The organism is Rhizobium sp. BK212, from assembly GCF_014197475.1.
Taxonomy (GTDB): Bacteria; Pseudomonadota; Alphaproteobacteria; order Rhizobiales; family Rhizobiaceae; genus Rhizobium; species Rhizobium anhuiense.
Window position 1 is genome coordinate 1 of sequence record NZ_JACIFS010000006.1, and the last position, 24,042, is coordinate 24,042.

Sequence of the window (24,042 nt, forward strand, 5' to 3'; positions counted from 1 at the left end):
TACAATGACGCGGGCGCGGTGATCGGGGTCGCCACCGGCGACATGGGCATCGAGAAGAACGGCGAGCCTGGACCCAACTATACCCGCGGCATGGAGCTGCTCGGCAAATATACCCTGATCGGCGAGGGCGTGCGCGGCTCGCTCGCCAAGCAGCTGATCGCCAAGTTCGATCTGCAGAGGGATCGTGAACCGCAGAAATTCGGCATCGGCATCAAGGAACTCTGGCAGGTCAAGCCCGAGCATCACCGGCCGGGCCTGGTGCAGCACTCCTTCGGCTGGCCGCTCGGCATGAAGACCGGCGGCGGCTCCTTCCTCTATCACCTCGAAGACAATCTGGTGGCGGTCGGCTTCGTCGTTCACCTGAACTACAAGAACCCCTATCTCTATCCTTTCGAGGAATTCCAGCGCTTCAAGACGCATCCGGCCATTCGCGGAACCTTCGAGGGCGGCAAGCGGCTGTCCTATGGGGCGCGCGCCATCACCGAGGGCGGCTACCAGTCGGTACCGAAGCTCACCTTCCCCGGCGGGGCGCTGATCGGCTGTTCGGCCGGTCTGGTCAACGTGCCGCGCATCAAGGGCAGCCACAATGCGGTGCTGTCGGGCATGCTGGCGGCCGAGAAGCTGGCGGCGGCGATCGAAGCAGGCCGCAGCCATGACGAGGTCGCCGAGATCGAGAACGAATGGCGCAAGGGCGACATCGGCCGCGACCTGAAGCGGGTGAGGAACGTCAAGCCGCTGTGGTCGAAGTTCGGCACCGCCCTTGGCGTGGCGCTCGGCGGCTTCGATATGTGGACCAATACGCTGTTCGGCTTTTCGTTCTTCGGCACGCTGAAACACGGCAAGACCGATGCGCAGTCGCTTGAGCCGGCATCGCAGCACAAGCCGATCGCCTATCCGAAACCGGACGGCGTCCTGACCTTCGACCGGCTGTCCTCGGTGTTCCTGTCGAACACCAATCACGAGGAAGACCAGCCGGTGCATCTCAAGGTCAAGGACATGGGCCTGCAGAAGCGTTCCGAGCACGATATCTATGCCGGCCCGTCGACACGCTACTGTCCGGCCGGCGTCTATGAGTGGGTGGAGAAGGACGGGCAGGACACCTTCGTCATCAACGCCCAGAACTGCGTGCACTGCAAGACCTGCGACATCAAGGACCCCAACCAGAACATCAATTGGGTGCCGCCGCAGGGCGGCGAGGGGCCGGTCTATCCGAATATGTGAGGCGGATTATCCCCGCCGCCGCCAATTTTCACGTGCTGACGCCTTCGTGATCGCTTATTGCGGGCCGTCGTTAGTCGTTCGTTAACCATAATTTCCTTAGCTTGCGACATCATGTTGACGCACTAAGGACACATTCATGACAATCTCCCGCCGGGGCTTTCTGATCGCTCTGCCGCTTTTTGTCGCCGGTTGCTCTTCGACCGGCCTGAACAGCCAGACGAACTACGCCGCACTTCCGGAAGAAAAATTTCCGCTGAAGCAGGTGCCGATCGACAAGATCAAGCCGGAGCTCCGCCGCCAGGAAGTGGCCTATGAAACCACGCACGCTGCCGGCACCGTGGTGGTCGATACCCCGGCGCGCCGCGCCTACTATGTCCTCGGCGACGGCAGGGCAGTGCGTTATGGGGTGGGCGTCGGCCGCGAGGGGCTGGCCTTTGCCGGCGACGCCTATATCGGCCGCAAGGCCGAGTGGCCGAGCTGGACGCCGACCGAAAACATGCAGCGCCGCGAAGAACGCTATCGCAAGCTTGCCGGCGGTATGCCTGGCGGCCCGAACAACCCGCTCGGTGCGCGGGCGATGTATCTCTACCGCGGCGGCGGCGACACGCATTTCCGCATTCACGGCACCAACCAGCCGCAATCGATCGGTCTTGCCATGTCGAGCGGCTGTATCCGCATGATGAACCACGACGTGATCGACCTCTATAGCCGCGTCGAAGTCGGTGCCAGGGTCGTTGTCATCCAGGCTTGAGCGACTAAAATCTGGTTCATTGAAAAAGCCGCCGCAGCGATCGCTGTCGACGGCTGTTGACGTGTTGGTTCCCGCTGATGGTCAATGGCGCGGCGCGGCAATACCCGTCGAAAGCGCCACCCCGATGCCGGTGATCACCGCGGCGCTGATTTCGGTGATGCCGATCGCTTCGCCGAGCAGGAATCCGCCGCCGAGGGTTGCGAGCACCGGTGTCAGCGCCGTGAAGGCGGCGGCCTGCGTTCCGCCGAGTGTTCTGACGGCGGTGCCATAAGCCAGCATGGCGATCAGGCCGGACAGAATGCCCTGGCTCAGCACCTGCAGGCCGATATCCGGGAGAGAAGCCTGCGGCAGTGAGATGCCGAAGACAAGGGCAAGCGCGCCCATGATCAGGAAGGACCAGACGGCGATCAGGGCGCTCGCCTGTACGGCGGTCAGGCCGGAGCGGCGGAAGGCATGTGTATAGCTTGCCCACAAAACGGCGCCGGCCGGCAGCAACACGAAGCTCGTCCAGGGCAGCGAGGCGTCCGCAAGGCTCTGCGTCAGCAGGATCAGTACTCCGGCGATGATCGCGGCGAGCCCGGCGATGCGCGTGCTGTCAGGTCTTTCGCGAAACAGCGCAATGCCGATCAGCGCCGCAGCGAGCGGCATCGAGCCGCCGAGCAGAATGCCTGAAGAGGCGGCGGGCGTCGAATGGATTGCCAGCGTGGTCAGCAGGAAGAAGACGGCGCCGGAACCGGCGACCATGATCGCCAGCAGGTGGAGCGGCAGGGCCTTCGGCAGCAGTCCCGTCTTCAGCCAGACGGGTGCAAGCACCAGCGCCGGAATTCCGAAGCGGATCAGTCCGATGTCGATCGAGCCGAGTGGCGTTGCGGCGCTGTGGCGGGTGACGAGAAACCATGTCGCCCAGATCAACACGGTCAGAGTGCCGCTGGCATAGCCCAACGCCTGCGACGGCGACTTGTCGTTCGTAAATGCAATGGTGGTCATCGTCCTGTCCTTTCTCTCGTCCGGAGCCTCTCCGGTTGAGAAAAGACTAGCGCTAGAGGGCAGGGCATGTCCTTGCTATCTCTGGCTCTAAAATCATGCTAGACGCAATCTTCTGCCAATCCGTGCCGACAGGGATCGCGAAAATGCCAAATCTCGATAAATTCGATATTGCCATCCTGAAGTGCCTGCAGGAGGATGCGCGCGCCACCAATGTCGAGATCGCCGAGAAGGTGAACCTTTCACCGTCGCCCTGCCTGCGCCGCATCCGCAATCTCGAACGCTCCGGCGTCATCCGCGGCTATACGGCCGATATCGATCGCAAGGAGGTCGGTCTCGGCTTGACCGTCTTCGTCGAATTCAAGGTCGTCCATCACAGCCGCGAAAATTCCGAGGCGCAGCAGAAGGCGCTGCTCGCCATCCCCGAGATCGTCTCCTGCTTCCTGATTTCGGGCACGGCCGATTTCCTCGCCGAAGTGGTGGTGGAGGATCTCGCCGCCTACGAACGGCTTCTGACGGAAACGCTGCTGACGCTGCCGAATGTCAGCGACATCCGCTCCAACTTCGCCATCCGCAGCATCAAGACGCATGGGCCGTTGAAGCTGCCCGAGGGGAAATAATTCTCCTCGGGCTTGCCGTTTTGGGCGCTACAGCAGCGTTCCGCTGAGGATGAGTAGCGCCACCGAGAAGTAGATGACGAGCCCGGTGACGTCGACCAGCGTGGCGACGAAGGGGGCCGAGGCGCTGGCCGGATCGAGCCGGAGTTTCTGCAGCACGAAGGGCAGCATCGAGCCGCAGATCGAGCCGAAGGTGACGATCCCGATCAAGGCGGCGAATACCGTGACGGCGACCATCTGCCAGTGCGGGCCGTAATCGTAGAGCCCGGCCGACTGCCAGAAGACGATGCGGACGAAGCCGACCAGGCCGAGGATCGCGCCGAGCACGATGCCGGTCGGCAGCTCGCGCAACAGCACCTTCCACCAGTCGGAAAGCTTCAGCTCGCCGAGCGCCAGGGCCCGGATGATCAGCGAGGTCGCCTGCGAACCGGAATTGCCGCCGGAGCTCATGATCAGCGGGATGAACAGCGTCAGCACCACGGCCTTTTCCAGCTCGCCTTCGAAATGCTGCATGGCGCTTGCCGTCAGCATTTCGCCGAGGAAGAGCGCGGCGAGCCAGCCGGCGCGCTTGCGGATCATGCCGGCGAAGCTGATCTTCATGTAGGGCTGGCCGAGGGCTTCCATGCCGCCGAACTTCTGCGCGGCTTCCGTCGTGTCCGATATCATCGTGTCGATCACGTCGTCGACGGTGACGATGCCGAGCACCTGCCCATGTTCGTCAATGACGGGCAGGGCGAGCAGGTCGTGCTTGCGGATCAGCCGGGCGACATCTTCCTGCTTCATCAGCGGGTCGGCCGAAACCGGCGCACCCTTCTGCGCCACCGTGAGGATCGAAGCCTCCGGCTCGCCGGTGATGAGCCGGCGCAGCGTCACCACATGCATGAGCGCGTGGCTGATCTCGTCGAGCACGTAGATGGCATAGACGGTCTCGCGCGAGCGTTCGACCTGCCGCACATGGTCGAGCGTCTGGGCAACGGTCCAGCTGTCAGGCACGCTGACGAACTCGGTCGTCATGATGCCGCCGGCCGTGCGTGGCGGATAGCCCATCAGGTGCTGGATCGCGATGCGCACCGGCTCGTCGAGGCTGGAGAACAGCCGGGCGCGAGTCTCGCCGTCGAGTTCGAGCAGCACGTCGGCGACGCGGTCGTTGGACATGCCGTGCAGCAGCCGTGCGGCGTCCTCCGCGCTGATCAGTGCAAGGATCTGTGCAGCGTTGCGAAGCTCCGGCCGGTCGAGAATGTTGACGGCATAGTCCAGCGGCATGCCGGTGAGCACACGCCCGGCATCCTGGACGGCGAGCGCGTTCAACGCATCGACGCGTTCGGCGATCGTTGCGCCGCGGCTGTTGTTGATGAAGGCACGGGCGGCATGGCCTGCCCGAAGAGGGAAGCGATTGATATTCATGTGAGGCTCGCCTTTCCGTCGATCCGCCGTAGCGTCCGATCGGGCGAGCCGACAGGAGTCGGTCAGCGCACGAGGGCCGCCTACGGCAAAGGCAATCGACTGCTACTGTCGCTTGGCATCGTGAAGATGGCTCCGTTGAAATCCGTGGCCGACAGGTGTCGGTCACGTGTTTGCTAGGTGGTCCCGAACGCGGAAAAAGTCAAGCGGGGTCAATGCTTAACGCCAGAATGTCGCACCCCGCGATGCGGCACTCCGGACGGGGATGGTTTGTACGACCTTGCGGAACCGAAACATCGGCCCTGCTGGCGATCTCAGAATCCTGCAAGCACCGCCTTGCCCTTCATCCTGCCGCTTTCGACCATGGCATGCGCCTTCTTGAGATTGGCAGCACTGATCGGCCCGACGATCTCCGAAAGCGTAGTGCGAATCTTTCCGGCGTCGACGAGTTCGGAAACCTTGTTCAGCAGCTTGTGCTGCTCGATCATGTCAGGCGTGCCGTAGAGCGGGCGGGTGAACATCAGTTCCCAATGAACGGAGATGGCTTTGCGCTTTAAGGGCACGATGTCGAGCGTCTTCGGGTCGTCGATCAGCGCGAAGCGGCCCTGCGGCGCAATCGCTTCGACGATGTCGCCGATATGGCTGTCGGTATTGGTGGTCGAGAAGATGAATCCCGGCGCGCCGATGCCGAGCGCTGCCACCTGAGGCGCGATCGGTTTGGAATGGTCGACGACGTGATGCGCGCCGAGTTCCTTCACCCAACCCTGCGTTTCCGGCCGCGACGCGGTCGCGATCACGGTGAGATCGGTCAGGGCCCGGGCGATCTGGATGGCGATCGAGCCGACGCCGCCAGCGCCACCGACGATCAGGATGGAGCGTGCCGCTCCCGACACTGCGTCCTGTACCTTCAGCCGGTCGAACAGGGCTTCGTAGGCTGTGATCGAGGTCAGCGGCAGGGCGGCCGCGGCCGCGAAATCCAGGCTCTTCGGTTTGGCGCCGACGATGCGCTCGTCGACGAGATGGAATTCGGCATTGCTGCCCGGGCGGCTGATGACGCCGGAGTAGAATACTTCGTCGCCTGGCCGGAACAGCGTGACCTCTGCGCCAACAGCCTTGACGATACCGGCGGCGTCCCAGCCGAGCACCTTAAGCTCGTCAGCGGGTGGTGCGGAATGGGCGCGGACCTTCACATCGACGGGATTGACCGAAATGGCCTTTATTTCGACGAGCAGATCGTGACCCTTGGCCTCCGGCATCGGCAGTTCGACATCGATCAGCGAGGTCTCGGCGGAAATCGGTTGGGGCGTTTTATAAGCGACGGCGCGCATGGGAGACTCCTGTGTTAATTGCACGGAAGCTAGATGCGCACTATGTTCTGACAACGCAAGAATGCACAAATTCTGTACGTAGTACCCAAAAGGATACCGTAAAATGTCATTGCCGCGCGCCAAGCTCGTCACGAACTTTCCCGGGTGCCCGGTCGAGGCGACGCTGACTTACCTCGATGGGAAGTGGAAGGGCGTGATCCTCTTTCATCTGATGGAAGGAACCCTGCGTTTCAACGAACTGCGCCGCAAACTGCCGGCCGTGACCCAGCGCATGCTGACCAAGCAACTGCGCGAACTGGAAGAGTCCGGTCTGGTGTCGCGCACCGTCTTTCCGGTGGTGCCGCCGCGCGTCGAATATGCAATGACGCCGCTCGGCATGACGCTGAAGCCGGTCATTCGAGCGCTCGCAGCATGGGGCGATGATTATGTCTTCTGCAGCCCGGAAGGCCGCGAGTTGCGCATGGCCTCAGACGGCCTGCGCGCTCCGGCTGCGGCGCTCGAGGTGGAACGAGGCTGCAAACACGAAGAGGCCGAGGAATGAGAGCGCTGCGCCGACATAACCGGTTGCCGCAAAACCGTAACCCCAGGCGATGACGAGGCCGCCGAGCCAGGCGCCGATCGCATTGGCGATGTTGAAGGCGGAATGGTTGGAAGCGGCGGCAAGCGTCTGCGCATCGGCGGCGACATCCATCAGCCGCGTCTGCAGCGCCGGGCCGGCGGCAAAACCGCAGCCGACGAGGAAGACGCAAAGGCCGAGCATATAGGGGTTGGCGGCGGTCAGCGAAAAGGTGGTCAGCACGACAATGTTATAGACCAACGACCCGCCGATCGTGCCGAGCAGCGACTTGTCGGCGAGCCACGAGCCGATGAAATTGCCTGCGTTCATGCCGACGCCGAAGAGAACAAGCATGATCGGGACCGCACTTTCCGGCAGCATCGCCACTGCAGTCGTCGTCGAGGCGATATAGCTGAACATCGCGAACATGCCGCCATAACCGACGGCGGCGATGCCGAGCGTCAGCCACACTTGCGGCCGGCGGAAGGCGCCGAGTTCGCGCAGGAACCCCGCTTCCTCGGAAACCTGGTCCTTCGGAACGTAGAACCAGATCAGCGCCACAGTGAGCAGGCCGAGCACGCCGACCGACAAAAACGCCACCTGCCAGTCGAGCGACTGGCCAAAGAACGTCGTCAGCGGCGTGCCGAGGAGGGTAGCGACCGTCAGGCCGAGCATGACGCGGCCGACGGCACGGGCGCGGCGGTGCACCGGCACCATCGAGGCGGCCACAAGAGCCGCGACGCCGAAATAGGCGCCATGCGGCAGGCCGCTGATGAAACGCAGCAGGGTGAAGGTCTCGAAGGTCGGCGCCATGGCGCTTGATATATTGCCGGCGGCAAAGATCAGCATCAGGGTCAGGAGCAGCGTGCGGCGCGCCATCTTCGCGGCGAGCACGGCGATGACGGGTGCGCCGACGACGACGCCGAGCGCATAGGCGCTGATGACGTAGCCGGCCTGCGGTGTGGTGACCGAGAAAGTCTCGGCGACATTGGGCAGCAGCCCCATGATCGCAAACTCGCCGGTGCCGATGCCGAAGCCGCCGCAGGCGAGCGCCAGTTGCACCAGCGCCACGGTCGTTGCCGACGGCAGCTCTTCATCGCGGCTATCGACGGAAATATTGACGGCAATCTCACTCACGAGAGCTCCTCGAGGCGGTTTCTGCTTGGAAATGGCCCTTGGCGCAGGCGCGGCCGCGAGCCGATCGTAAAATGGCGGGAGGTGGAGACCCATGTCCCCGATACTTCATCTATCCCTAACGTTCAGGCTGGCGTCGAGTGCATTTTTTGCAGTGCAGCGTCCTGCTATGTGCATACGTCTATTGCAAATTTTGCATTTCTGTCATTTCTGCGGGGAAGCGGTGGCGCTTGAAATCGCCATGATCGCAACCATCTGATGGACAAAGGCAGGATTATCTCCACGCCAGGGACTGGAGCCCTTATGAAGCTTGTAGGCTTTTTCAATCGCGACGGCGGTACCTTCAAGACCACCGACATGCTGGCCTACGAAAAGAGGGCAGAGGCGGCTTTCCGCGAAGCGGGGCACGATTTCGATGCTATCGTCTTCTCCGGAAAGGAAATCATTCCCGCCATGGAGCGAGCGGCCAAGCGGGACGATATCGACGGGATCGTCGCCGGCGGCGGCGATGGCACGATTTCGGCGGCGGCCTCGATCGCCTGGAAAAACGGCATTGCGCTCGGTGTCGTGCCTGCGGGCACGATGAACCTCTTTGCCCGCTCGTTGCGTGTGCCTCTCGACATCTGGCAGGCGCTCGATGTGCTCGCCACCGGCGAGATCGACAATGTCGATATCGCCAGCGCCAACGGCCGGCCCTTCATCCACCAGTTTTCCGCCGGCCTGCATGCCCGCATGGTGCGCTACCGCAACGCTTACAGCTATCGCTCGCGGCTCGGCAAGATCCGGGCGAGCACGAAGGCGGCCTTGGGCGTCGTGTTCAATCCGCCGGAATTCGAGGTCGATTTCGAGGCGGCCGGCATGAGGGAGCGTCGCAGGGTGTCGGCGATTTCAGTCTCCAACAACCCCTTCGGCGAAAATGCGCTGCTCTATGCCGATAATCTCACAAGCGGCGAACTCGGCTTCTACACGGCAAATCCGCTGAAGCCTCTGGGTGTCGCCCGTCTCGCCATCGATATGCTGCGCGGCAAGTTCCGCGAGAATGCCGACGTCATGGTGATGCACCCGGCCGAAGTGCACCTGCATTTCCCGAAACTGCGCTTCAAGGCCAATTGCGTCATGGATGGTGAGTTGCTGCCACTCGAACGCGATGTCTCGATCCGGCTGCATCCGGGCGAATTGAAGGTTCTCGTCAAGCAGGGTCTTGCGGCGCAGGTGCACGCCAGCGAACGCCGCGAGCCCGCCGCGTAAGTCGGCGGCCGCGTAGATTTCAGAGCCGCGGCAGGTAGGTGCGATAGTCGAAATCCGAGACGGTGCGCAGATGCGCCAGCGCTTCCTTGCGCTTGGTGTCGCCATAGAGCGCCTGATACCGGGCGCCGAAGATATCGGCGATGAAGGGCGAGGTGCGGAAGCTTTCGACGGCGCTCAGGAAATCATGCGTCAGGCGTGCGGTATTCGCCGGCATGTGCGACGGCGTCGTCTCTTCGCCGGGGTCGAGTTCGTCGTCGAGACCGGTGAGCATGCCGCCAAGGATCGCCGCGAGCAGCAGATAGGGATTGGCGTCGGCGCCGGCGACGCGATGTTCGATGCGTGCAGCCGGCCCGTCCTTGTCGGGTATGCGGATCGCCGTGCCGCGATGGCCGCTGCCCCAGGTCAGATCGACCGGTGCGAACGAGCCCGGCTGGAACCGCCGGTAGGAATTGGCGAAGGGCGCGAAGATCAGCTGCGCCTCGCGCATGGTGTTAAGCAGGCCTGCCGTCACCGATTTGAGCCGCTTCGGCTCGCCGCCTTCGGCATCGAGGATGTTGCGGCCCTGGCCGTCGATGATGCTCGCATGCACATGCAGGCCGGAGCCGGCATGTTCGGAATAGGGCTTGGCCATGCAAGTCGATTTCAGCCCGTGCCGGCGCGCCGCCTGCTCGGCGATGCGCTTGAGATAGAGGCAATCGTCGGCGGCTGCCAGCGCATCGGGGCGGTGCAGCAGGTTGACCTCGAACTGGCCCGGGCCGAACTCCGCCGTCGTCGCATCCGCCGGCAGCCCCTGCGCCCTCGCATAGGCCCTCAGCGTTTTGAGATAATCGTCGAGCGCGTCGACGGCGCTCATGTCGTAAAGTTGGAAACCGTTCGGCTCGCCGCGATAGGTCAGGCTTTCGGGCGGGGCGGGGCGTCCGGTCTCGCGCCAGTCTCCCGCCATCACGTAGAATTCCAGCTCGGTCGCCACCACTGGCGTCAGGCCGCGCGAGGCATAGCGCTCCAGCACCGAGGCGAGGATGGCGCGCGGGTCCATGAAGCTCGGGCTGCCGTCGAATTCGTGCATGCTGGCGAGCACCTGCATCGAGCCTTCGGGCGCCCAGGGCATCGGCGCCAGGCTGCGCCGGTCGGCAACGAGCATGCCGTCGGGATCGCCGATCGTCAGCGACAGGCCGGTGATGTCGTCATTGTCGTCGCCCCAGATGTCGAGCGATTGCGTCGAGGTCGGCAGGCGGATGTCTCCGGACCAGATCTTGCTTTCGGCGCCGATCGGAAGCTGCTTGCCGCGCAGGTCGCCGTTCATGCCGACGATCAGGACCTCGAAACGCGGGTCGCCGCCTTCGGCCGTGCCGTCCATCCTGTCGCTCGCCATGACCTTGAAAATCCTCCGGGACAAGGCCAAGCTCCTAACCCATCGACATCAGCCTTTCAATCCGCGAGGGTCTTTACCACCATGCCCGATAGCTACCCGCCCTCGAACCTTGCGGCGATCGACGCCGCGCACCACCTGCATCCCTTCGCCGACATGAAGAAGCTGAATGCCGAAGGCACGCGCATCATCCAGCGCGGCGAGGGCGTCCACATCTTCGACAATCACGGCAGGAAATATCTCGACGGCTTCGCCGGCCTCTGGTGTGTCAATATCGGCTATGGCCGCCGGGAGATCACTGACGCCGTCGCCAGACAGATGAACGAGCTGCCCTATTACAACACCTTCTTCGGCACGACCTCGACGCCGACGACGCTGCTGGCGCAGAAGGTCGCCTCCCATGCCGGCGCCCGTTTCAACCATATCTTCTTCACCGGCTCCGGCTCGGAGGCCAACGACACCTGGTTCCGCATGGCCCGGGTCTATTGGAGCGCCGTCGGTAAGCCGTCGAAGAAGATCGTGATCTCGAGGAAGAACGGCTATCACGGCTCGACCGTCGCCGGTGCCAGCCTCGGCGGCATGAAATACATGCACGAACAGGGCGACCTGCCGATATCAGGCATCGTCCATATCGGCCAGCCCTACTGGTACGGCGAGGGCGGCGATCTCTCGCCCGCCGAATTCGGTCTCAAAGTCGCGCGCGAGCTCGAAGCGAAGATCGACGAGCTGGGCGAGGAGAATGTCGCAGCCTTCGTCGCCGAGCCGGTGCAGGGCGCCGCCGGCGTCATCATCCCGCCCGAGACTTACTGGCCGGAGATCGATCGGATCTGCAAGGCGCGCAATATTCTGTTGGTGACCGACGAGGTGATCTGCGGCTTCGGCCGGCTGGGCGCCTGGTTCGGCCACCAGTATTTCGGCGTCGAGCCCGATCTGGCGCCGATTGCCAAGGGGCTCTCCTCCGGTTACCTGCCGATCGGTGGCGTGCTCGTCAGCGACCGCATCGCCGATGTGCTGATCAACGAGGTCGGCGAGTTCAATCACGGCTTCACCTATTCCGGTCACCCGGTCTGTGCGGCCGCCGCACTCGAAAACCTGCGCATCATCGAGGAGGAAAGACTGGTCGAACGCGTGCGCGACGATATCGGTCCCTATTTCGGCACGGCCTGGGCAGTGCTCGCCGAACATGATCTCGTCGGAGAAGCCGTCAGCATCGGCCTGATGGGCGGCCTGCAGCTTGCCGCCGAGAAAAGCACGCGCACCCGTTATGCCAAGCCCGATCAGGTCGGTGCGCTGGTGCGCAACCACGCGCTGGCGAACGGCCTCGTGCTGCGCGCCACCGGCGACCGCATGCTGGCCTCGCCGCCGCTCGTCATCAGCCATGCGGAGGTGGACGAGATAGCAAGGATTACCAAGCTGGCGCTGGACGCGGCCTGGAAGGAGCTGAAGTCCTGATGCCGTTCAGCCCCGCTGGTTGACCCAGGCTTAACCGAAACGGTAGCTGCCGCCGCCACGCCCATAGAAATAGGGCAAGTCGACCACTGAGAGCTCAGGTGCGGCTACGCCGAGATTGCCTAGAGCCATTGAATCATGGCTGGTGGCGGCGCTTCGCTTCGACCCACCGGTCGAAGATCCGTGGCCGCAGGCGCGCAACATCCTGCTTTGGCAATGGGGCGGTTGCGAGGAAGCGGCTGTGCCGATGCCAGGTCACTGCTGTCGGATAATGGGCAAAGCCAAGGTGAGGAGCGCGGCGAAAACCATGACGACGCCATAGGGCACCTTCCGGCTCGCCCGGATTTCCTCCACGCGCATGAAAAAGGCGAGATGTGCGACGGGCAGCGGCACCGGCAGCCGCAGGACCAGGAGCGTCACGATGCCGAGGACGAGGAGCAGAAACGAAAACGGCAGCATTCCGTGCCATCCGATAAAAAGGCCGATCGGCAGGAAAAGCTTGGCGTCTCCTGCGCCAAACAGCCGGAACGCCCAGAGCATCACCCCCAGCATGAACATCAGCAGGCCGGCCCCGACGTCGCCGCCAATTCCGCTCGAAGCAAATAGCGCAGCGCCGACGTCCTGTGAGCCAAGTATCACGACCACCGCGCGCAATGCATAAAGTACAATCAATGCGAGCACGATCGAGTTGGGGATCTTCCATGTGCGGAAATCGGTCCATGCGGCATAGAGAAAAAGAAATACCGAAAGCGAGCTAATGACATCGATTATGTGCAGCATGGTATTCAACCCTTTGGGCTACTATAGTCGGATCTTTAAGTCGTATTCCAATAAATCCAGACGAGCGTGTCAGTTTTTACAAATGACGACCGGACTTTGGTCTTAACCATAAAGTATAGATGCCGAACGCCTCCGTATAAAACAATTGACTAAATTAGGCTTAAGAGATTATTAATATTCCCAGTCGAAGAGGCGGTCTCGACGACAAGGTGGCCGGGGGAAATTACGGCGCACAACTTATCTGGGAGGAAATTCTCGATGAAAGCCTTTGTAAATAGCGTACGCGCTTTCGCGCGGGAAGAAGACGGCGTCGCACTCACGGAATACCTCATTCTGCTTGCCTTGCTGATTGGCGGCGTGATCACGGCGGTGACATTGGCCGGCGACAATCTGACCGCGGTTTGGAATGCATGGGCAGGGTGGTTCACGACTGCGCTGGCTGTTCCAGCCTGATATTGGCGTTCGAAGAAGCGAGGGGTTTTTGTTAACCCCTCTCTCCTAAATTAGCATCAATGAATGGATGCGTTCCGTCCAGTGTAGCGAGTAGCCGCGATGCGTTCTTCAACGATTTTAAGTCTCGTTATTGCGTTTGTTCTCGCAGCAGCAGCAGTTTTCGGCATGCGCGAGTATCTCTCCGATCAGAAGGCCCGGCTGCTGGCGATGAACGGCATGAAGGCCGAGGAACGGACACTCGTTGTCGCCGCCAAGGCGATGCGCTTCGGCGATCGGATCCGATCCGAAAATCTCAGGGCCATTCCGTGGCCCTCGAATGAAACACCTACAGGCTCGTTCGTCAGCATCGAGACGGTCGTCGGTAGCGATGCCCAGCCGCGTTATGCCATGGCGGCGATCGACCCCGGCGAGCCGGTGCTATCCTCGAAAATCACTGGTACCGGCGAACGCGCCACGCTGTCGGCGGCCCTCGACCAGGGCATGAAGGCGGTTTCCATCCGCGTCAACGACGTGCTCGGCGTTGCCGGCTTCGTCAGGCCTTCCGATCGCGTCGACGTACTTCTGACGCGAGTCGTGCGCGGGCCGGCCGGCAACGATCAGACCTTCGTCGACGTGTTGCTGCAAGGCGTCAAGGTGCTGGCGGTGGACCAGACGGCGGACGAGCGCAAGGACGAGCCATCCGTCGTGAAAACCGTGACCTTTGAGGTCACGACCGATGAGGCGCAGCGCCTGACCCTCGGCTCCAGTATCGGCACGCTCTCACTGGCGCTTCGCAATATTGCCTCTTCCTCTGTCGAGCAAACCCGACCGATCACCGTCGCCGACCTCGGTGGCGGGGCGATGGCGACGGAACTCGGCAATGATCTGGAAAAGAATAAGTTGCCAGAACCCGAAAAACAAGTGCAGATTGTGGAGGAAAAGGTCGAACCGGTGTTGCCGGTCGAGCCGAAGTGGGTGACGGTGGGGGTCTGGAACACGACGAAGCGCGAGGAGCACCGAGTCGGCCTGATCCAGTGATGTTTATGCGGCCTGCCGCGGCGCGGCCAGCCGAATGAGGGGGGCTAAAGCAGGCATGGCGAACGACAAGAGACGAATCGCAAGGACCAAAAGCCTTGCGGCACTGGCGGCAGTGTTTTCGGCCTGTGTGTGTTTGGGGCCCGGATTTGCCGGCTGCGCCAACGCACAGGAAAAGTCGGTCACCCTCGGCAAATCGGTCCAGCATGTGACGTTGCCTCCGAACGAGACGCTGACGCTCAATACCGGCCAGCCCTTCGGTGATCTCGTCATCGGTAGCGCCGATATGATCGACGTGGTGCCGCTTTCCGATCGATCGCTGTTCATTCGCGGCAAGAAGACCGGCGCCACCAATATCTCGGTCTATGGCGACGACAAATCGCTTCTCGGCGTCATCGACATCCGCGTTGCCAGCGATTTCACCGAAGTCGCCGCCGCCATTCGCTCTGCCGCACCCTCGGCCCGGGTCAGAGTGGTCAACTCCAACGATCGTATTCGCCTGACAGGCATCGTCCGCGACGGCATCGAATTGCAGCGGGTGATGGAAATCGCCCAGTCCTATTCCGAGCAGCCGGTGCTGAACCAGTTGCGCGTCAGCGACAGCCAGCAGGTGATGCTGGAGGTCCGTGTCATCGAAGCCTCGCGTCAGACGGGTCGTGATCTCGGGATCGGTTGGTCCGGGCATGGCAACAACGGCATCGGCAAGGCAACGACCAGCCAGGGTATCACCGTGGACGATAACGGCAACCTGGCCCGTAGCCTCCTTGACCCCAAGGGTGCGGCAACGGGTATGCTGCCCTTCGGCCAGTTGATCGCCAAGGTGCTGGAAATCTCCGGCGGCCGCATCGACGTGGTCATCAATGCGCTCGAGCAGAAGGGATTGGTGCGTCGCCTGGCTCAGCCGAACCTCATCGCAATGAGCGGCTCGACCGCCAGCTTCCATGCCGGCGGTGAAGTGCCGATCCTGAAGACGACGAACAACGGCACGACAGTCGCCACCGAGACGGACTATCGCCCCTTCGGTGTGCGGCTGACCTTCAAGCCGGTGGTGCTTGACGACGGCGTCATCAATCTGGAGATCGAGCCGGAGGTTTCCGAGCTTGATCCGTCGATCAACGTCAACGGCAATCCAGGTTTCATCTCGCGTGCTGCGAGCACCACGGTAGCGCTTCGCGACGGCCAGAGCTTTGCCATGGCAGGCCTGCTGCAGTCGATCAATGCCAAAGACATCCAGCAACTGCCGGGCCTCGGGAAGATACCGATCCTCGGCGCACTGTTCCGTTCGACGAGTTTCCAGAAGAAGGAATCCGACCTCGTCATCGTCGTCACCCCGCACATAGTGCGACCGGCTCGCCCGGGCGAGGACCTCTACAGTCCGCTCGACCAGACGCGTTCGTCCAACGACGTCGAGCTTTTTGCGCTCGGTGTCCTGGAAGTCGACAAGGACATGCTCCGACGCTTTCGCAATGGCGTAGGCGTGACTGGGCCCTATGGCCATCGTCTCGACCTGAACCAGGGAGTCCAAGCCGTTGCTACAAAACGCTAAACGCGTCCTTTTCGTCCTTGCAGCCGCCGGCCTGGCTTCCGGCTGTGCCGACTACATGAACCATCGCGACACGATCACCTTCGGGGCCGGCAACGCCATGGAAGCAAACAAGGCCATCCATACCGAGGAGCCGTTCCCACCGGAAGCTCAGCGAACCCGCATCGCAAGCGACGGCAAGGTAATCCGCAGGGCGGTCACTCAGTATCAGAACGGCGGGGTGGGCGTTATTCAGCCGTCGCCGGCAATGGGGGCGAATGGGGCGGCGAGTGGGGCCACCGTCAGCCAGTAGCTGATCGAAAGGCATGAACGGCGGCAGCGCGCCGGAAGGGGAAATGCACGAAACAGGGTCGTCACGGCGATAGCGCCGCGATGGGGGTATGCCAATGCTGAGCAGGGTTATCAGACGGTTCTGGAACGATCATCGTGGCTATGTCATCGCCTTGACGCTCATCGCCATGCCGATGCTTCTCGGCTTTTCGCTGCTGATCATCGATGTCGGCCGCAGCAGCAACCTGCATACCGATCTCCAGAACGCGGTCGATGCGATGGCGCTAGCCGGAGCCCGCGAACTCGATGGCCGTGATGATGCCATTTCGAGGGCGCAGACGGCGATCGAGAAAATCGCCAATAGCGCGGCTTTTTCCGGGGGCGGGACCGGCATGTCGCTTGGCTCGCATATTACTGTGGCCTACCACGCCGGCAACGATGCCGGGAGCACGGTCACCGTACATTTTCTGAAGAGCATTCCGGCCAACGACGACACGCCCATCCCGTCTTCAATGCAAACGACCACGGCCAGCGAAGCGTCCTACGCCTGGGTCATCGCCAAGCCGCAGGCGATGACGACGATCTTTCCGATCCCGGTTGGCTTCACCCGCGATACGATCAACATCTCTGCCGACGCCGTGGCGGTATACCACGCCAGCGCCTGCGACGTGACGCCGATCTTTATCTGCAATCCGTTCGAGCCGGCGGGCAATACGAGTGAAAGCGCCAGCGAAGCTGCAGCCGCGGCCCTGCACACCAATTTTGCGGCCGGCAATCTCTACGGGCGACAGATCGAGCTTCACAGCACCTCGGCGTCCAATCCCGGTCCCGGCAATTTCGGGTTCCTGCGGACCCCCTTGGGCAATGGTGCGTCCGTGCTGGCGGAGGCTCTTGCCACCGGCAATCCCGGTACCTGCTACACGCAGGACAGCCTCGATACGGAGACCGGCGCAAAGGCGGGGCCAGTCGAGGACGGCGTCAATACGCGCTTCGGTTTTTACTCCTCGTCGTTCAACAAGGCAAACGGCGATTATCGTTACCGACCGGCCCAAAACGTGCGCTCCGCCCAGACGATCAGCGGTAAGGGAAAGAAGGGTTGCGATACTTACAATCCGGTCATGGCCGGAGCCGTTGTCGGTGATGCCACCAAGGCTTTGCCGCTCGGCTACGGAGCGTCCATGACCTCGCTTGCCGGCGGCAAGATCAGCAGCAGCAACAATTGGCAGTACATGACATATTGGAATGTCGCGCAGGGAACGGCCGCGCCCTCGGTGAGCACAGTCCTCGGCAGCCACTCCAGTTATCCGGCGCCGACCGGAACACCAAACCAACCCTCTGCTTACGATGTTTATCGTTACGAGTTGGCAAACCCGTCTCTCATCAGCCATGCCTCGGCCAATGGTGAGACCGGAACACCGGCAACCGGCGGCCAGTGCTATACCGGCCCGGACCTTTCGAACTATACGGCGGCCGAATACGGTGATCGCCGCGAGATCTTCTCAGCCATCGTCAATTGCGGCTATGAAGCCTCGGTCGGCCATTTGAACGGTCACAAGGCCACGCGTGCCGTGGCCTTCGCGCGCATGTTCCTGACCAAGCCGGCGATAAAGGATGCCGGCGAACGATACCTTTCCCTGGAGATGATCGACATCACCGGCAAGGGTGGTCGCGGTACGCTGGACGAATTCCTGCGGGAAGAAGCGGAGTTGGTCAGATGATGGCGCTCCGCAACTTTGTCAGGCATCGGCTTTGCCTCGGCTTCTGGCGGCGGGAGGAAGGCGCGGTGCTTGCCGAAGCGCTGCTCGCCATCCCCTTTGTGACGCTCTTTGCGGCGGGGATACTGGAGTTTGGCAGCATCTTCTGGGAGCGTATGCAGATCGACGCAGGCTTGCGCGATGCGGGGCGTTACCTTTCGCGATGCCGGCCGGTGTCGGGAACCTATGTGCCGACATGCAATCAGGCGACTGCGAAGACGATCGCCTTTTACGGAACGCAAACACCTGCGGCAGGCGCTATACCCCGCGTCCCCGGCTGGAAGGACGCTGCCGACATCACCATCACTGCACCCGATGCGGATGGGAATATCACCGTTTCCACTGCTCATCTCTACGAGACCTCGCCGGTGTTCGGCTTTCTCGGAATCAGTGCCATCACGATCAGTTCCTCCCACGAAGAGAGATATATCGGATGGTGACCTCTAGGGCGATCAAGACATTCTGGCAGGATAGCAATGGTGCGATCCTTGTCGAAGCATTGCTGACCTTTCCGATCGTCATGCTGGTATTCGCCGCCTTCATCGAGTTCGGCTATGCCATGTCGCAGTGGAACCAGACGGTCAAGGCACTGCAATATGGTGCCCGTTTGGCCGCTGTATCCGATCCGCTGACGACGAATTTCACTGCCGTTTTCCCAATCGAAGCTGCCAATCCGCTCAACAATGGCAAAGCGGCCCCGAACGATGCCACGATATCCTCAACCTGCGGACCGGCTCTAGCGAACTGCAGCACGGCGGCATTGAACCGGATCGTCCTGGGAAGCGACGGCGTTTGCAACGCGGGAACTGATCCTCACCCCGGCATTTGCGACCTCAATTGGCGCATCACGCCGGATAAGCTGATGGTCACCTATCAGCGATCCGGGCTCGGCTATTGGGGCCGGCCGGACGGGCCCGTGCTGACGATGCGGTTGGAGGTGCGCAATATCACCTTCGATCTGCCGATCCTCGGCGGGCTGTTGGGACTGAACGACGTCACCATCCCGGCCCATCCGGTGACGATCACGACGGAAGATCTAAAGACGTGCTCAACCTGCTGACTCCTTAAATTATGCGTAGGAAAGCGAAATGACAGCTCACATGAACATTGCCGCATCCACCAAGATCCTGGTTCTCTCCGACGACGCGGCTGCAGCGAGCTTCATGCTCGATACGTTCGGGTCGCTTTCGCGTTACGATGTCCGCCATCTCTCGCTGAAGGCGCTCTCAGAAAAGGGCCGTTTCGATCCGACGCAATTCAACCTGATCGTTCTCGACGTCGACAATGGGAACTTGCTGCACCAGCCGGAGCTTTTCGCGTTTCGCGCCAGCTATCGGGACATTCCGCTCGTCGTCGTTTCCGAAGACCTAGCGGACGATATGCTGCGGCTGCTCTTCCGTCTTAACGGCAATGACTGGCTGAAGAAGCCGCTCGAGCGCCGCGCCTTGATCGACATGATTTCGACCCATGCGCCAGGCACCGGGGCCAGCGACAGCCGGGTGCATGCCGTGGTCTCGGCCGTCGGCGGCGCGGGCGCCAGCATGATCGCTTCGTCGCTTGCGCATGTGCTGGCCCAGCCGACCAAGAATTCCACGCCGCGGATCGACTTGTTCGACACGGATTTCTGCTCCGGGGCGCTTGGCTATTATCTCAACCTCGTCAACGACTACGACTTGAAACCCGTCATCGCCAATCCTTCACGGGTCGATCTGGAATTCATCGATCTGGTCCGAAAGCGTCATTCGGGGGGCTTTTCACTGCTGTCCTTCAAGCAGCCATCAGTTCTTCTGGCGCCGAAGGGCCGTGAACTCGTGCTGCGTATGCTCGACGTGGCCGCCTTCGAGAGCGATCACACGATCATCGACGTTCCCTATTATGACACGCCGTGGAAATACGAGGTGCTCGCGTCGGTCAACAGTATCTGCATCGTCACCGAAATGACGGTCCCTGCGCTTTCTCAAGCCAAGGATTTGTTTGCCAATCTCGTACGGCTGCGTGGCAGTTCGGATCAGATATTCATCGTCATCAACAAATACCGCGCCAAGCTTTTCGGGCTCGGCCTGCGCCGACAACAAACGGAAAAGATCTTCAAGGAGATCCCGACGCATGTCATTGCGGATGACTGGGATACTTTGAGCGAGGCTGTCAACCGCGGCGTGCTGCCATTTCAGGTGAATTCCCGGGCGCGCTTCTGCGGCGCGGTCGGTAAACTTGGAGCACTGGTGCGATGACGGCGATCGACAGTAGGCGCATAAGGTCCCGCGCCGCCGATGTTGCTCTGGCGGTTTTGGCAATTCTGGCCGTTGCCGGGGATGCCGCGGCAGCCGGGCTTGTGCCGCGAAGCCTTGGGCCGACGACAGCCGCCGTGGTGACGATCGAAAAAAGCTATGCGGCTGGGACAATCGTCATCGTCACCGCAAACCGTACGCTCGATCTCGTCATCTCCGAAGGACGCGCGATCCGCTACAAAATCGGCGTCGGACGAGACGGATTTCGCTGGAGCGGCACCGTCAAGGTTGGACGCAAGGCAGAGTGGCCTGACTGGCGCCCGCCTGCCGAGATGAAGGCGCGCGCAGCCGGACTTCCGGACCTGGTACCGGCCGGTCCGCTCAATCCATTGGGTGCTCGCGGGATCTATCTCTACAAGGGCGGGACCGACACGCTCTACCGCATTCATGGAACGAACGAGCAGTCGACGGTCGGCGGTTTCGCGTCATCGGGCTGTTTTCGCATGAGCAATGCCGACGTCATCGATCTCTATGAGAGGGTGAAAGTCGGTTCCACGGTCATTGTAAAATAAGAGTTCAGGGGCGGGAAACATGGCGAACGGTATCATCGGGCGTTTCTACAAGCAGCGGGAGCCGGAAAGCCGCGAAGATCTGGAGGCGGCCGAACTGTCTTTGGTCGGCGCAGTTGAGAACATGCCTGCCCAACCGGCCTCCGACAGTGCCACGGCGAGTGGCGAAGAGGCTTCGTTCGGGCCGGACATGGTTTCCGAGCGGGTCAATCTGCACCGCTACCTGCTCGATCGCATCAACCTCGGGATCCTCGACACGCTCGACAACGAGGAGATCGCGACCGAGATCCGGCCGTTGGTCAAGGACTATATCCGGAACAACAACTTTCCGCTGAATGCCAAGGAAATCAATGATCTGATCCGCGATATCACCGACGAGATGCTCGGGCTTGGACCGATCGAGCCGCTGCTGGCCGATGATACAATCGCAGATATTCTCATCAACGGCTACAACAGCGTCTATGTCGAGCGGAGCGGCAAGCTCGAGGGCACCGCCGTGCGGTTCAAAGACGAGGACCACCTGCTTCGGGTGATCAACAAGATCGTCTCGGCGGTCGGCCGCCGTGTCGACGAGGCAACGCCGATGGTTGACGCCCGCCTCAAGGATGGCTCGCGTGTCAACGTCGCCATCCGGCCAATCTCGGTCGATGGACCGCTCGTTTCCATTCGCAAATTCACACGCAAGCCGCTGACGATGGAGCGCCTGGTGCAATATGGCGCCATGGCCGATGCGATGCGCGTCCTTCTCAGTGCCGCGGTCAAGGGCAAGGTGTCCATGGTCATTTCAGGCGGCACGGGTTCCGGCAAGACCACGTTGCTCAACGCTCTCTCGTCGCAGATTTCTCCAAGGGAGCGCCTGATCACCATCGAGGATGCGGCCGAGCTTCAACTGCAGCAGCCACATGTCGGGCGTCTGGAAACCCGGCCGCCGACGCTCGACGGGCGCAACGAGATCCGGCAACGCGAGCTTTTGAAAAACGCCCTGCGCATGCGCCCCGACCGCATCATCGTCGGCGAAGTGCGCGGCGACGAGGCGTTCGACATGCTGCAGGCGATGAATACCGGTCACGAGGGGTCGATGACGACCATTCACGCCAACACGCCGCGCGACGCCGTCGGTCGGCTTGAGCAGATGGTCGGCATGGCAGGGATGCCGATGTCGCAGTTGAGCATTCGCTCGCAGATCTCCTCCGCCATCACCATGATCGTACAGGTCCAGCGCCTGAGCGACGGCAGCCGCAAGGTCGTCTCGATTTCCGAGATCACCGGCATGGAGGGCGAAGTCGTGCAGATGCAGGAGATTATGAAATTCAAGAAAACCGGCACCGACGAAGGCGGGCGGATCCATGGAGAATTCCGCGCCACCGGCATCCGGCCGCGGTTCGTTGAGGAATTTGCCGAACTCGGGATCGAGATCCCTGTGGCGATTTTTGATCCCGGCAAACCGCTGCAGACGGGACCTGTCCAATGACCCTGACGCTCCTTTACGCCGCCGTTTTCACCGCTGCCCTTGTTGCGGTCGAAGCAATCATGCGCAACTACTTCAAGAGCACGGAACGACACCGCGCCGTGAACCATCGGCTGAGCTTGCTCGAGGTCAGCGATGATCATCGCAAGACCTATAGCGATATGCTGAAGGAGCGCGGGGCCGGCGGCGGTTGGCGGCAAACCCCTATCATGCAGCGGCTGCTGCAGTTCTACGCCCAGTCGGGAATCAAGTTCGATGCCAGGCGATTTGCTCTCTTCGCGATCGCGGGCGCCCTTTTGACGTGGCTGGCCGCGGGGTTCCTCGTGCCGAGCACTCTGTTCAGGATCCCTGTCTTTCTCCTGATCTGTCTCCTCATCCCGGCGCTCATCGTCTGGCGCGCCCGGGCGCGCCGCATGAGAAAATTCGAACTGAAGCTTCCTGAAGCGCTCGATGTCGCCAATCGCAGCTTGGCCGCCGGCCACCCGCTGCCGGCGGCGATTTCTTTGGTGGCACGCGAGATGCCTGATCCGATCGGCACCGAGTTCGGCCTGCTCTCGGATGAACTCACCTACGGCGTGACGCTGGACGATGCCCTTGTGAACTTGGCGGACCGGGTCGGCGTCGAGGATCTGAACCTGCTTGCGATATCGCTGAGCGTACAGGCCGGAACCGGCGGAAACCTCGTGGAGATCCTGCAGAACCTTTCGAAGACGCTGCGCGACCGGTATATGCTGAAGGCAAAGGTCAAGGCGATTTCCTCGGAAGGACGCATCACCGCGATCTTCATGTCGCTCTATCCGTTCCTGCTTTACGCGATGATCAAGGCGTTGTCGCCGACCTACTTCGATCCCGTCTGGGATAGCGGCCACGGAACCATGGTGGTGAGCGTGCTGCTGGCCGTCATGGCGATCGGGAATGTCATTCTCTACAAGATGGTCAACTTCGAGTACTGAGGCTGTTATGTCGAGTGAGTATGGAATTTACCTCATCGTCTTCTTCGCAGTGCTGATCTTTTCCGCAGCAGCATCGGAATTGTTTTTTCGACAGCGCGAGGTCTCGGTCCGGGTGTCGAAGAGCTCGGCGGCAACAGGCGATGAGTTCCACCTTGGCGATACGACGATTGCCGATCTCGGCGAGGCGGAAAACCGCCTGATCCGTCGCTATTTCGAGATTACGCGACGTGACACCAATGTGAACTCCACCCAGAACCGGCTGATCCGGGCGGGGTATTTCGCTGCCGGGGCCGTGACCACCTTCCAAGTGATTCGCGCGGTGGTCTGTATCGGCATGCTGGTCGCGGCGGTCTGGGCCCTGAACCGGTTCGCGCCTGATATGTCGCAGATGGTGACGCTGATCCTTGGCATGTTTGCTGCGGGTGCGACCTTTATTCTGGTCAACATCTATATCGACCGGCGCGGTGCCGCCAAGGAGAGAGAGTACCGCCGCCTCTTTCCCGATTTCATGGATATGCTGATCGTCTGCCTCGATGCGGGGATGAGCATCGAGGCGGCGGCGAACCGCGTTGCCCGGGAATTCGTTGCCAAGCGGCAGGACTTCGGCCTGCATCTCTCGATCATGATGCTGGAGGTGCGAGGCGGCCGGCGATTGCGCGAAGCGCTCGCCAACCTTGCCATCCGCCTGAGGATCGACGAGGCCCGGGCCCTTTCCGTTCTGTTCCGCCAATCGGAGGAACTCGGGACCAGCGTAACGCAGACGTTGCGGGTCTACTGCAAGGAAATGCGCGACCTCCGTATCGTGCGCGCGGAGGAAAAGGCAAACGCCCTGCCGGTCAAGATGCTGTTGCCGCTCGGCGCGTTCCTTTTTCCGGTAAGCCTCGTCATCGTTCTTGTACCCGTTGTTATCCGTGTCGTCAGTCTTCTCATCGGCATGAAACCCGGCGGTTGA

Annotated in this window: 24 protein-coding genes; 18 read left to right on the plus strand and 6 right to left on the minus strand. The window is 61.7% G+C overall.

What is annotated here, in order from left to right:
* Both FHT79_RS19370 and FHT79_RS19375 read left to right on the plus strand, forming a co-directional pair.
* Window positions 1–1,221, plus strand: a 1,221-nt coding sequence (locus FHT79_RS19370) for an electron transfer flavoprotein-ubiquinone oxidoreductase (RefSeq protein ID WP_183903984.1), incomplete at its 5' end; no start/stop codon positions are given.
* A gap of 136 nt (window positions 1,222–1,357) precedes the next feature.
* Entirely contained in the window at window positions 1,358–1,972 is a 615-nt protein-coding gene (locus FHT79_RS19375; protein ID WP_047616146.1) for a L,D-transpeptidase, read from the plus strand.
* A gap of 81 nt (window positions 1,973–2,053) precedes the next feature.
* Here the strand turns inward: FHT79_RS19375 and FHT79_RS19380 are convergent, their stop codons facing one another.
* On the minus strand, window positions 2,054–2,959 hold the full coding sequence (locus tag FHT79_RS19380; protein WP_048338694.1) for a DMT family transporter: 906 nt from the start codon (window positions 2,957–2,959) through the stop codon (window positions 2,054–2,056).
* 95 nt (window positions 2,960–3,054) lie between these two features.
* Here FHT79_RS19380 and FHT79_RS19385 point away from each other — a divergent pair, with 95 nt between their 5' ends.
* Window positions 3,055–3,576, plus strand: coding sequence for an Lrp/AsnC family transcriptional regulator (locus FHT79_RS19385; RefSeq protein WP_174824460.1), 522 nt, complete (start codon window positions 3,055–3,057; stop codon window positions 3,574–3,576).
* A gap of 27 nt (window positions 3,577–3,603) precedes the next feature.
* Here the strand turns inward: FHT79_RS19385 and mgtE are convergent, their stop codons facing one another.
* Complete coding sequence (mgtE, locus tag FHT79_RS19390) at window positions 3,604–4,977, minus strand: magnesium transporter (RefSeq protein ID WP_048338692.1); 1,374 nt, start codon at window positions 4,975–4,977, stop codon at window positions 3,604–3,606.
* A 311-nt stretch (window positions 4,978–5,288) separates the two neighbouring features.
* Window positions 5,289–6,302 (minus strand): zinc-binding alcohol dehydrogenase family protein, encoded by a 1,014-nt coding sequence (locus FHT79_RS19395; RefSeq protein ID WP_183903985.1) that lies wholly within the window; start codon window positions 6,300–6,302, stop codon window positions 5,289–5,291.
* Window positions 6,303–6,405: 103 nt separating this feature from the next.
* On the opposite strand from FHT79_RS19395, the gene FHT79_RS19400 reads away from it, so the two are divergent.
* The gene (locus FHT79_RS19400) at window positions 6,406–6,843 is read left to right on the plus strand and encodes a helix-turn-helix domain-containing protein (protein WP_052215230.1); all 438 of its coding nucleotides are present in this window, start codon (window positions 6,406–6,408) and stop codon (window positions 6,841–6,843) included.
* Here the strand turns inward: FHT79_RS19400 and FHT79_RS19405 are convergent.
* Window positions 6,769–7,995 (minus strand): MFS transporter, encoded by a 1,227-nt coding sequence (locus tag FHT79_RS19405; RefSeq protein ID WP_063474204.1) that lies wholly within the window; start codon window positions 7,993–7,995, stop codon window positions 6,769–6,771. The two genes, FHT79_RS19400 and FHT79_RS19405, sit on opposite strands and share 75 nt — an antisense overlap.
* 300 nt (window positions 7,996–8,295) lie before the next feature.
* On the opposite strand from FHT79_RS19405, the gene FHT79_RS19410 reads away from it, so the two are divergent.
* On the plus strand, window positions 8,296–9,240 hold the full coding sequence (locus FHT79_RS19410) for a diacylglycerol kinase family protein (RefSeq protein ID WP_047616159.1): 945 nt from the start codon (window positions 8,296–8,298) through the stop codon (window positions 9,238–9,240).
* Window positions 9,241–9,259: 19 nt separating this feature from the next.
* Here FHT79_RS19410 and FHT79_RS19415 read toward each other — a convergent pair whose 3' ends face one another.
* Window positions 9,260–10,612 (minus strand): glutamine synthetase family protein, encoded by a 1,353-nt coding sequence (locus tag FHT79_RS19415; RefSeq protein ID WP_097594999.1) that lies wholly within the window; start codon window positions 10,610–10,612, stop codon window positions 9,260–9,262.
* 81 nt (window positions 10,613–10,693) lie between these two features.
* On the opposite strand from FHT79_RS19415, the gene FHT79_RS19420 reads away from it, so the two are divergent.
* Window positions 10,694–12,061 carry an aspartate aminotransferase family protein gene (locus tag FHT79_RS19420; protein ID WP_097595000.1) on the plus strand — a complete coding sequence of 456 codons (1,368 nt, stop codon included), beginning with the start codon at window positions 10,694–10,696 and terminating at the stop codon, window positions 12,059–12,061.
* 252 nt (window positions 12,062–12,313) lie between these two features.
* Here the strand turns inward: FHT79_RS19420 and FHT79_RS19425 are convergent, their stop codons facing one another.
* On the minus strand, window positions 12,314–12,838 hold the full coding sequence (locus FHT79_RS19425; protein ID WP_097595001.1) for a prepilin peptidase: 525 nt from the start codon (window positions 12,836–12,838) through the stop codon (window positions 12,314–12,316).
* Between the two features lie 258 nt (window positions 12,839–13,096).
* Between FHT79_RS19425 and FHT79_RS19430 the strand changes: the two genes are divergently transcribed.
* The 12 genes from FHT79_RS19430 to FHT79_RS19485 all read left to right on the plus strand — a co-directional run bounded on the left by FHT79_RS19430 (window position 13,097) and on the right by FHT79_RS19485 (window position 24,042).
* Window positions 13,097–13,291 (plus strand): hypothetical protein, encoded by a 195-nt coding sequence (locus tag FHT79_RS19430; RefSeq protein WP_097595002.1) that lies wholly within the window; start codon window positions 13,097–13,099, stop codon window positions 13,289–13,291.
* 99 nt (window positions 13,292–13,390) lie between these two features.
* Window positions 13,391–14,308: a Flp pilus assembly protein CpaB gene (gene cpaB / locus FHT79_RS19435; protein WP_097595003.1), complete on the plus strand. Its 918-nt coding sequence runs from the start codon at window positions 13,391–13,393 to the stop codon at window positions 14,306–14,308.
* Window positions 14,309–14,363: 55 nt separating this feature from the next.
* On the plus strand, window positions 14,364–15,851 hold the full coding sequence (locus FHT79_RS19440; protein ID WP_047616169.1) for a type II and III secretion system protein family protein: 1,488 nt from the start codon (window positions 14,364–14,366) through the stop codon (window positions 15,849–15,851).
* Window positions 15,835–16,140 carry a hypothetical protein gene (locus FHT79_RS19445; protein ID WP_097595004.1) on the plus strand — a complete coding sequence of 102 codons (306 nt, stop codon included), beginning with the start codon at window positions 15,835–15,837 and terminating at the stop codon, window positions 16,138–16,140. Before FHT79_RS19440 ends, FHT79_RS19445 begins: the two co-directional genes overlap by 17 nt.
* A 94-nt stretch (window positions 16,141–16,234) precedes the next feature.
* The gene (locus FHT79_RS19450) at window positions 16,235–17,836 is read left to right on the plus strand and encodes a Tad domain-containing protein (RefSeq protein WP_097595005.1); all 1,602 of its coding nucleotides are present in this window, start codon (window positions 16,235–16,237) and stop codon (window positions 17,834–17,836) included.
* Complete coding sequence (locus tag FHT79_RS19455) at window positions 17,833–18,312, plus strand: TadE/TadG family type IV pilus assembly protein (RefSeq protein ID WP_097595006.1); 480 nt, start codon at window positions 17,833–17,835, stop codon at window positions 18,310–18,312. The genes FHT79_RS19450 and FHT79_RS19455 overlap by 4 nt, the downstream gene beginning before the upstream one ends.
* Complete coding sequence (locus FHT79_RS19460; protein WP_048338681.1) at window positions 18,306–18,932, plus strand: TadE/TadG family type IV pilus assembly protein; 627 nt, start codon at window positions 18,306–18,308, stop codon at window positions 18,930–18,932. Before FHT79_RS19455 ends, FHT79_RS19460 begins: the two co-directional genes overlap by 7 nt.
* A 28-nt stretch (window positions 18,933–18,960) precedes the next feature.
* Window positions 18,961–20,103: a pilus assembly protein gene (locus FHT79_RS19465; protein WP_097595007.1), complete on the plus strand. Its 1,143-nt coding sequence runs from the start codon at window positions 18,961–18,963 to the stop codon at window positions 20,101–20,103.
* Window positions 20,100–20,672: a L,D-transpeptidase gene (locus tag FHT79_RS19470; RefSeq protein ID WP_097595008.1), complete on the plus strand. Its 573-nt coding sequence runs from the start codon at window positions 20,100–20,102 to the stop codon at window positions 20,670–20,672. Before FHT79_RS19465 ends, FHT79_RS19470 begins: the two co-directional genes overlap by 4 nt.
* A 19-nt stretch (window positions 20,673–20,691) precedes the next feature.
* Window positions 20,692–22,140, plus strand: coding sequence for a CpaF family protein (locus tag FHT79_RS19475; protein WP_028758839.1), 1,449 nt, complete (start codon window positions 20,692–20,694; stop codon window positions 22,138–22,140).
* On the plus strand, window positions 22,137–23,090 hold the full coding sequence (locus tag FHT79_RS19480) for a type II secretion system F family protein (protein ID WP_028758840.1): 954 nt from the start codon (window positions 22,137–22,139) through the stop codon (window positions 23,088–23,090). Before FHT79_RS19475 ends, FHT79_RS19480 begins: the two co-directional genes overlap by 4 nt.
* A 7-nt stretch (window positions 23,091–23,097) precedes the next feature.
* Window positions 23,098–24,042, plus strand: a complete 945-nt coding sequence (locus tag FHT79_RS19485) for a type II secretion system F family protein (RefSeq protein WP_097595009.1) — start codon at window positions 23,098–23,100, stop codon at window positions 24,040–24,042.

Excerpts from the sequence above, each read along its gene's own strand:
- FHT79_RS19375 (WP_047616146.1), top strand. The coding sequence starts at position 1,358 with ATGACAATCTCCCGCCGGGGCTTTCTGATCGCTCTGCCGCTTTTTGTC.
- FHT79_RS19380 (WP_048338694.1), bottom strand. The coding sequence starts at position 2,959 with ATGACCACCATTGCATTTACGAACGACAAGTCGCCGTCGCAGGCGTTG.
- FHT79_RS19385 (WP_174824460.1), top strand. The coding sequence starts at position 3,055 with ATGCTAGACGCAATCTTCTGCCAATCCGTGCCGACAGGGATCGCGAAA.
- mgtE (WP_048338692.1), bottom strand. The coding sequence starts at position 4,977 with ATGAATATCAATCGCTTCCCTCTTCGGGCAGGCCATGCCGCCCGTGCC.
- FHT79_RS19395 (WP_183903985.1), bottom strand. The coding sequence starts at position 6,302 with ATGCGCGCCGTCGCTTATAAAACGCCCCAACCGATTTCCGCCGAGACC.
- FHT79_RS19400 (WP_052215230.1), top strand. The coding sequence starts at position 6,406 with ATGTCATTGCCGCGCGCCAAGCTCGTCACGAACTTTCCCGGGTGCCCG.
- FHT79_RS19410 (WP_047616159.1), top strand. The coding sequence starts at position 8,296 with ATGAAGCTTGTAGGCTTTTTCAATCGCGACGGCGGTACCTTCAAGACC.
- FHT79_RS19415 (WP_097594999.1), bottom strand. The coding sequence starts at position 10,612 with ATGGCGAGCGACAGGATGGACGGCACGGCCGAAGGCGGCGACCCGCGT.
- FHT79_RS19420 (WP_097595000.1), top strand. The coding sequence starts at position 10,694 with ATGCCCGATAGCTACCCGCCCTCGAACCTTGCGGCGATCGACGCCGCG.
- FHT79_RS19425 (WP_097595001.1), bottom strand. The coding sequence starts at position 12,838 with ATGCTGCACATAATCGATGTCATTAGCTCGCTTTCGGTATTTCTTTTT.
- FHT79_RS19430 (WP_097595002.1), top strand. The coding sequence starts at position 13,097 with ATGAAAGCCTTTGTAAATAGCGTACGCGCTTTCGCGCGGGAAGAAGAC.
- cpaB (WP_097595003.1), top strand. The coding sequence starts at position 13,391 with ATGCGTTCTTCAACGATTTTAAGTCTCGTTATTGCGTTTGTTCTCGCA.
- FHT79_RS19440 (WP_047616169.1), top strand. The coding sequence starts at position 14,364 with ATGGCGAACGACAAGAGACGAATCGCAAGGACCAAAAGCCTTGCGGCA.
- FHT79_RS19450 (WP_097595005.1), top strand. The coding sequence starts at position 16,235 with ATGCTGAGCAGGGTTATCAGACGGTTCTGGAACGATCATCGTGGCTAT.
- FHT79_RS19455 (WP_097595006.1), top strand. The coding sequence starts at position 17,833 with ATGATGGCGCTCCGCAACTTTGTCAGGCATCGGCTTTGCCTCGGCTTC.
- FHT79_RS19460 (WP_048338681.1), top strand. The coding sequence starts at position 18,306 with ATGGTGACCTCTAGGGCGATCAAGACATTCTGGCAGGATAGCAATGGT.
- FHT79_RS19465 (WP_097595007.1), top strand. The coding sequence starts at position 18,961 with ATGACAGCTCACATGAACATTGCCGCATCCACCAAGATCCTGGTTCTC.
- FHT79_RS19470 (WP_097595008.1), top strand. The coding sequence starts at position 20,100 with ATGACGGCGATCGACAGTAGGCGCATAAGGTCCCGCGCCGCCGATGTT.
- FHT79_RS19475 (WP_028758839.1), top strand. The coding sequence starts at position 20,692 with ATGGCGAACGGTATCATCGGGCGTTTCTACAAGCAGCGGGAGCCGGAA.
- FHT79_RS19480 (WP_028758840.1), top strand. The coding sequence starts at position 22,137 with ATGACCCTGACGCTCCTTTACGCCGCCGTTTTCACCGCTGCCCTTGTT.
- FHT79_RS19485 (WP_097595009.1), top strand. The coding sequence starts at position 23,098 with ATGTCGAGTGAGTATGGAATTTACCTCATCGTCTTCTTCGCAGTGCTG.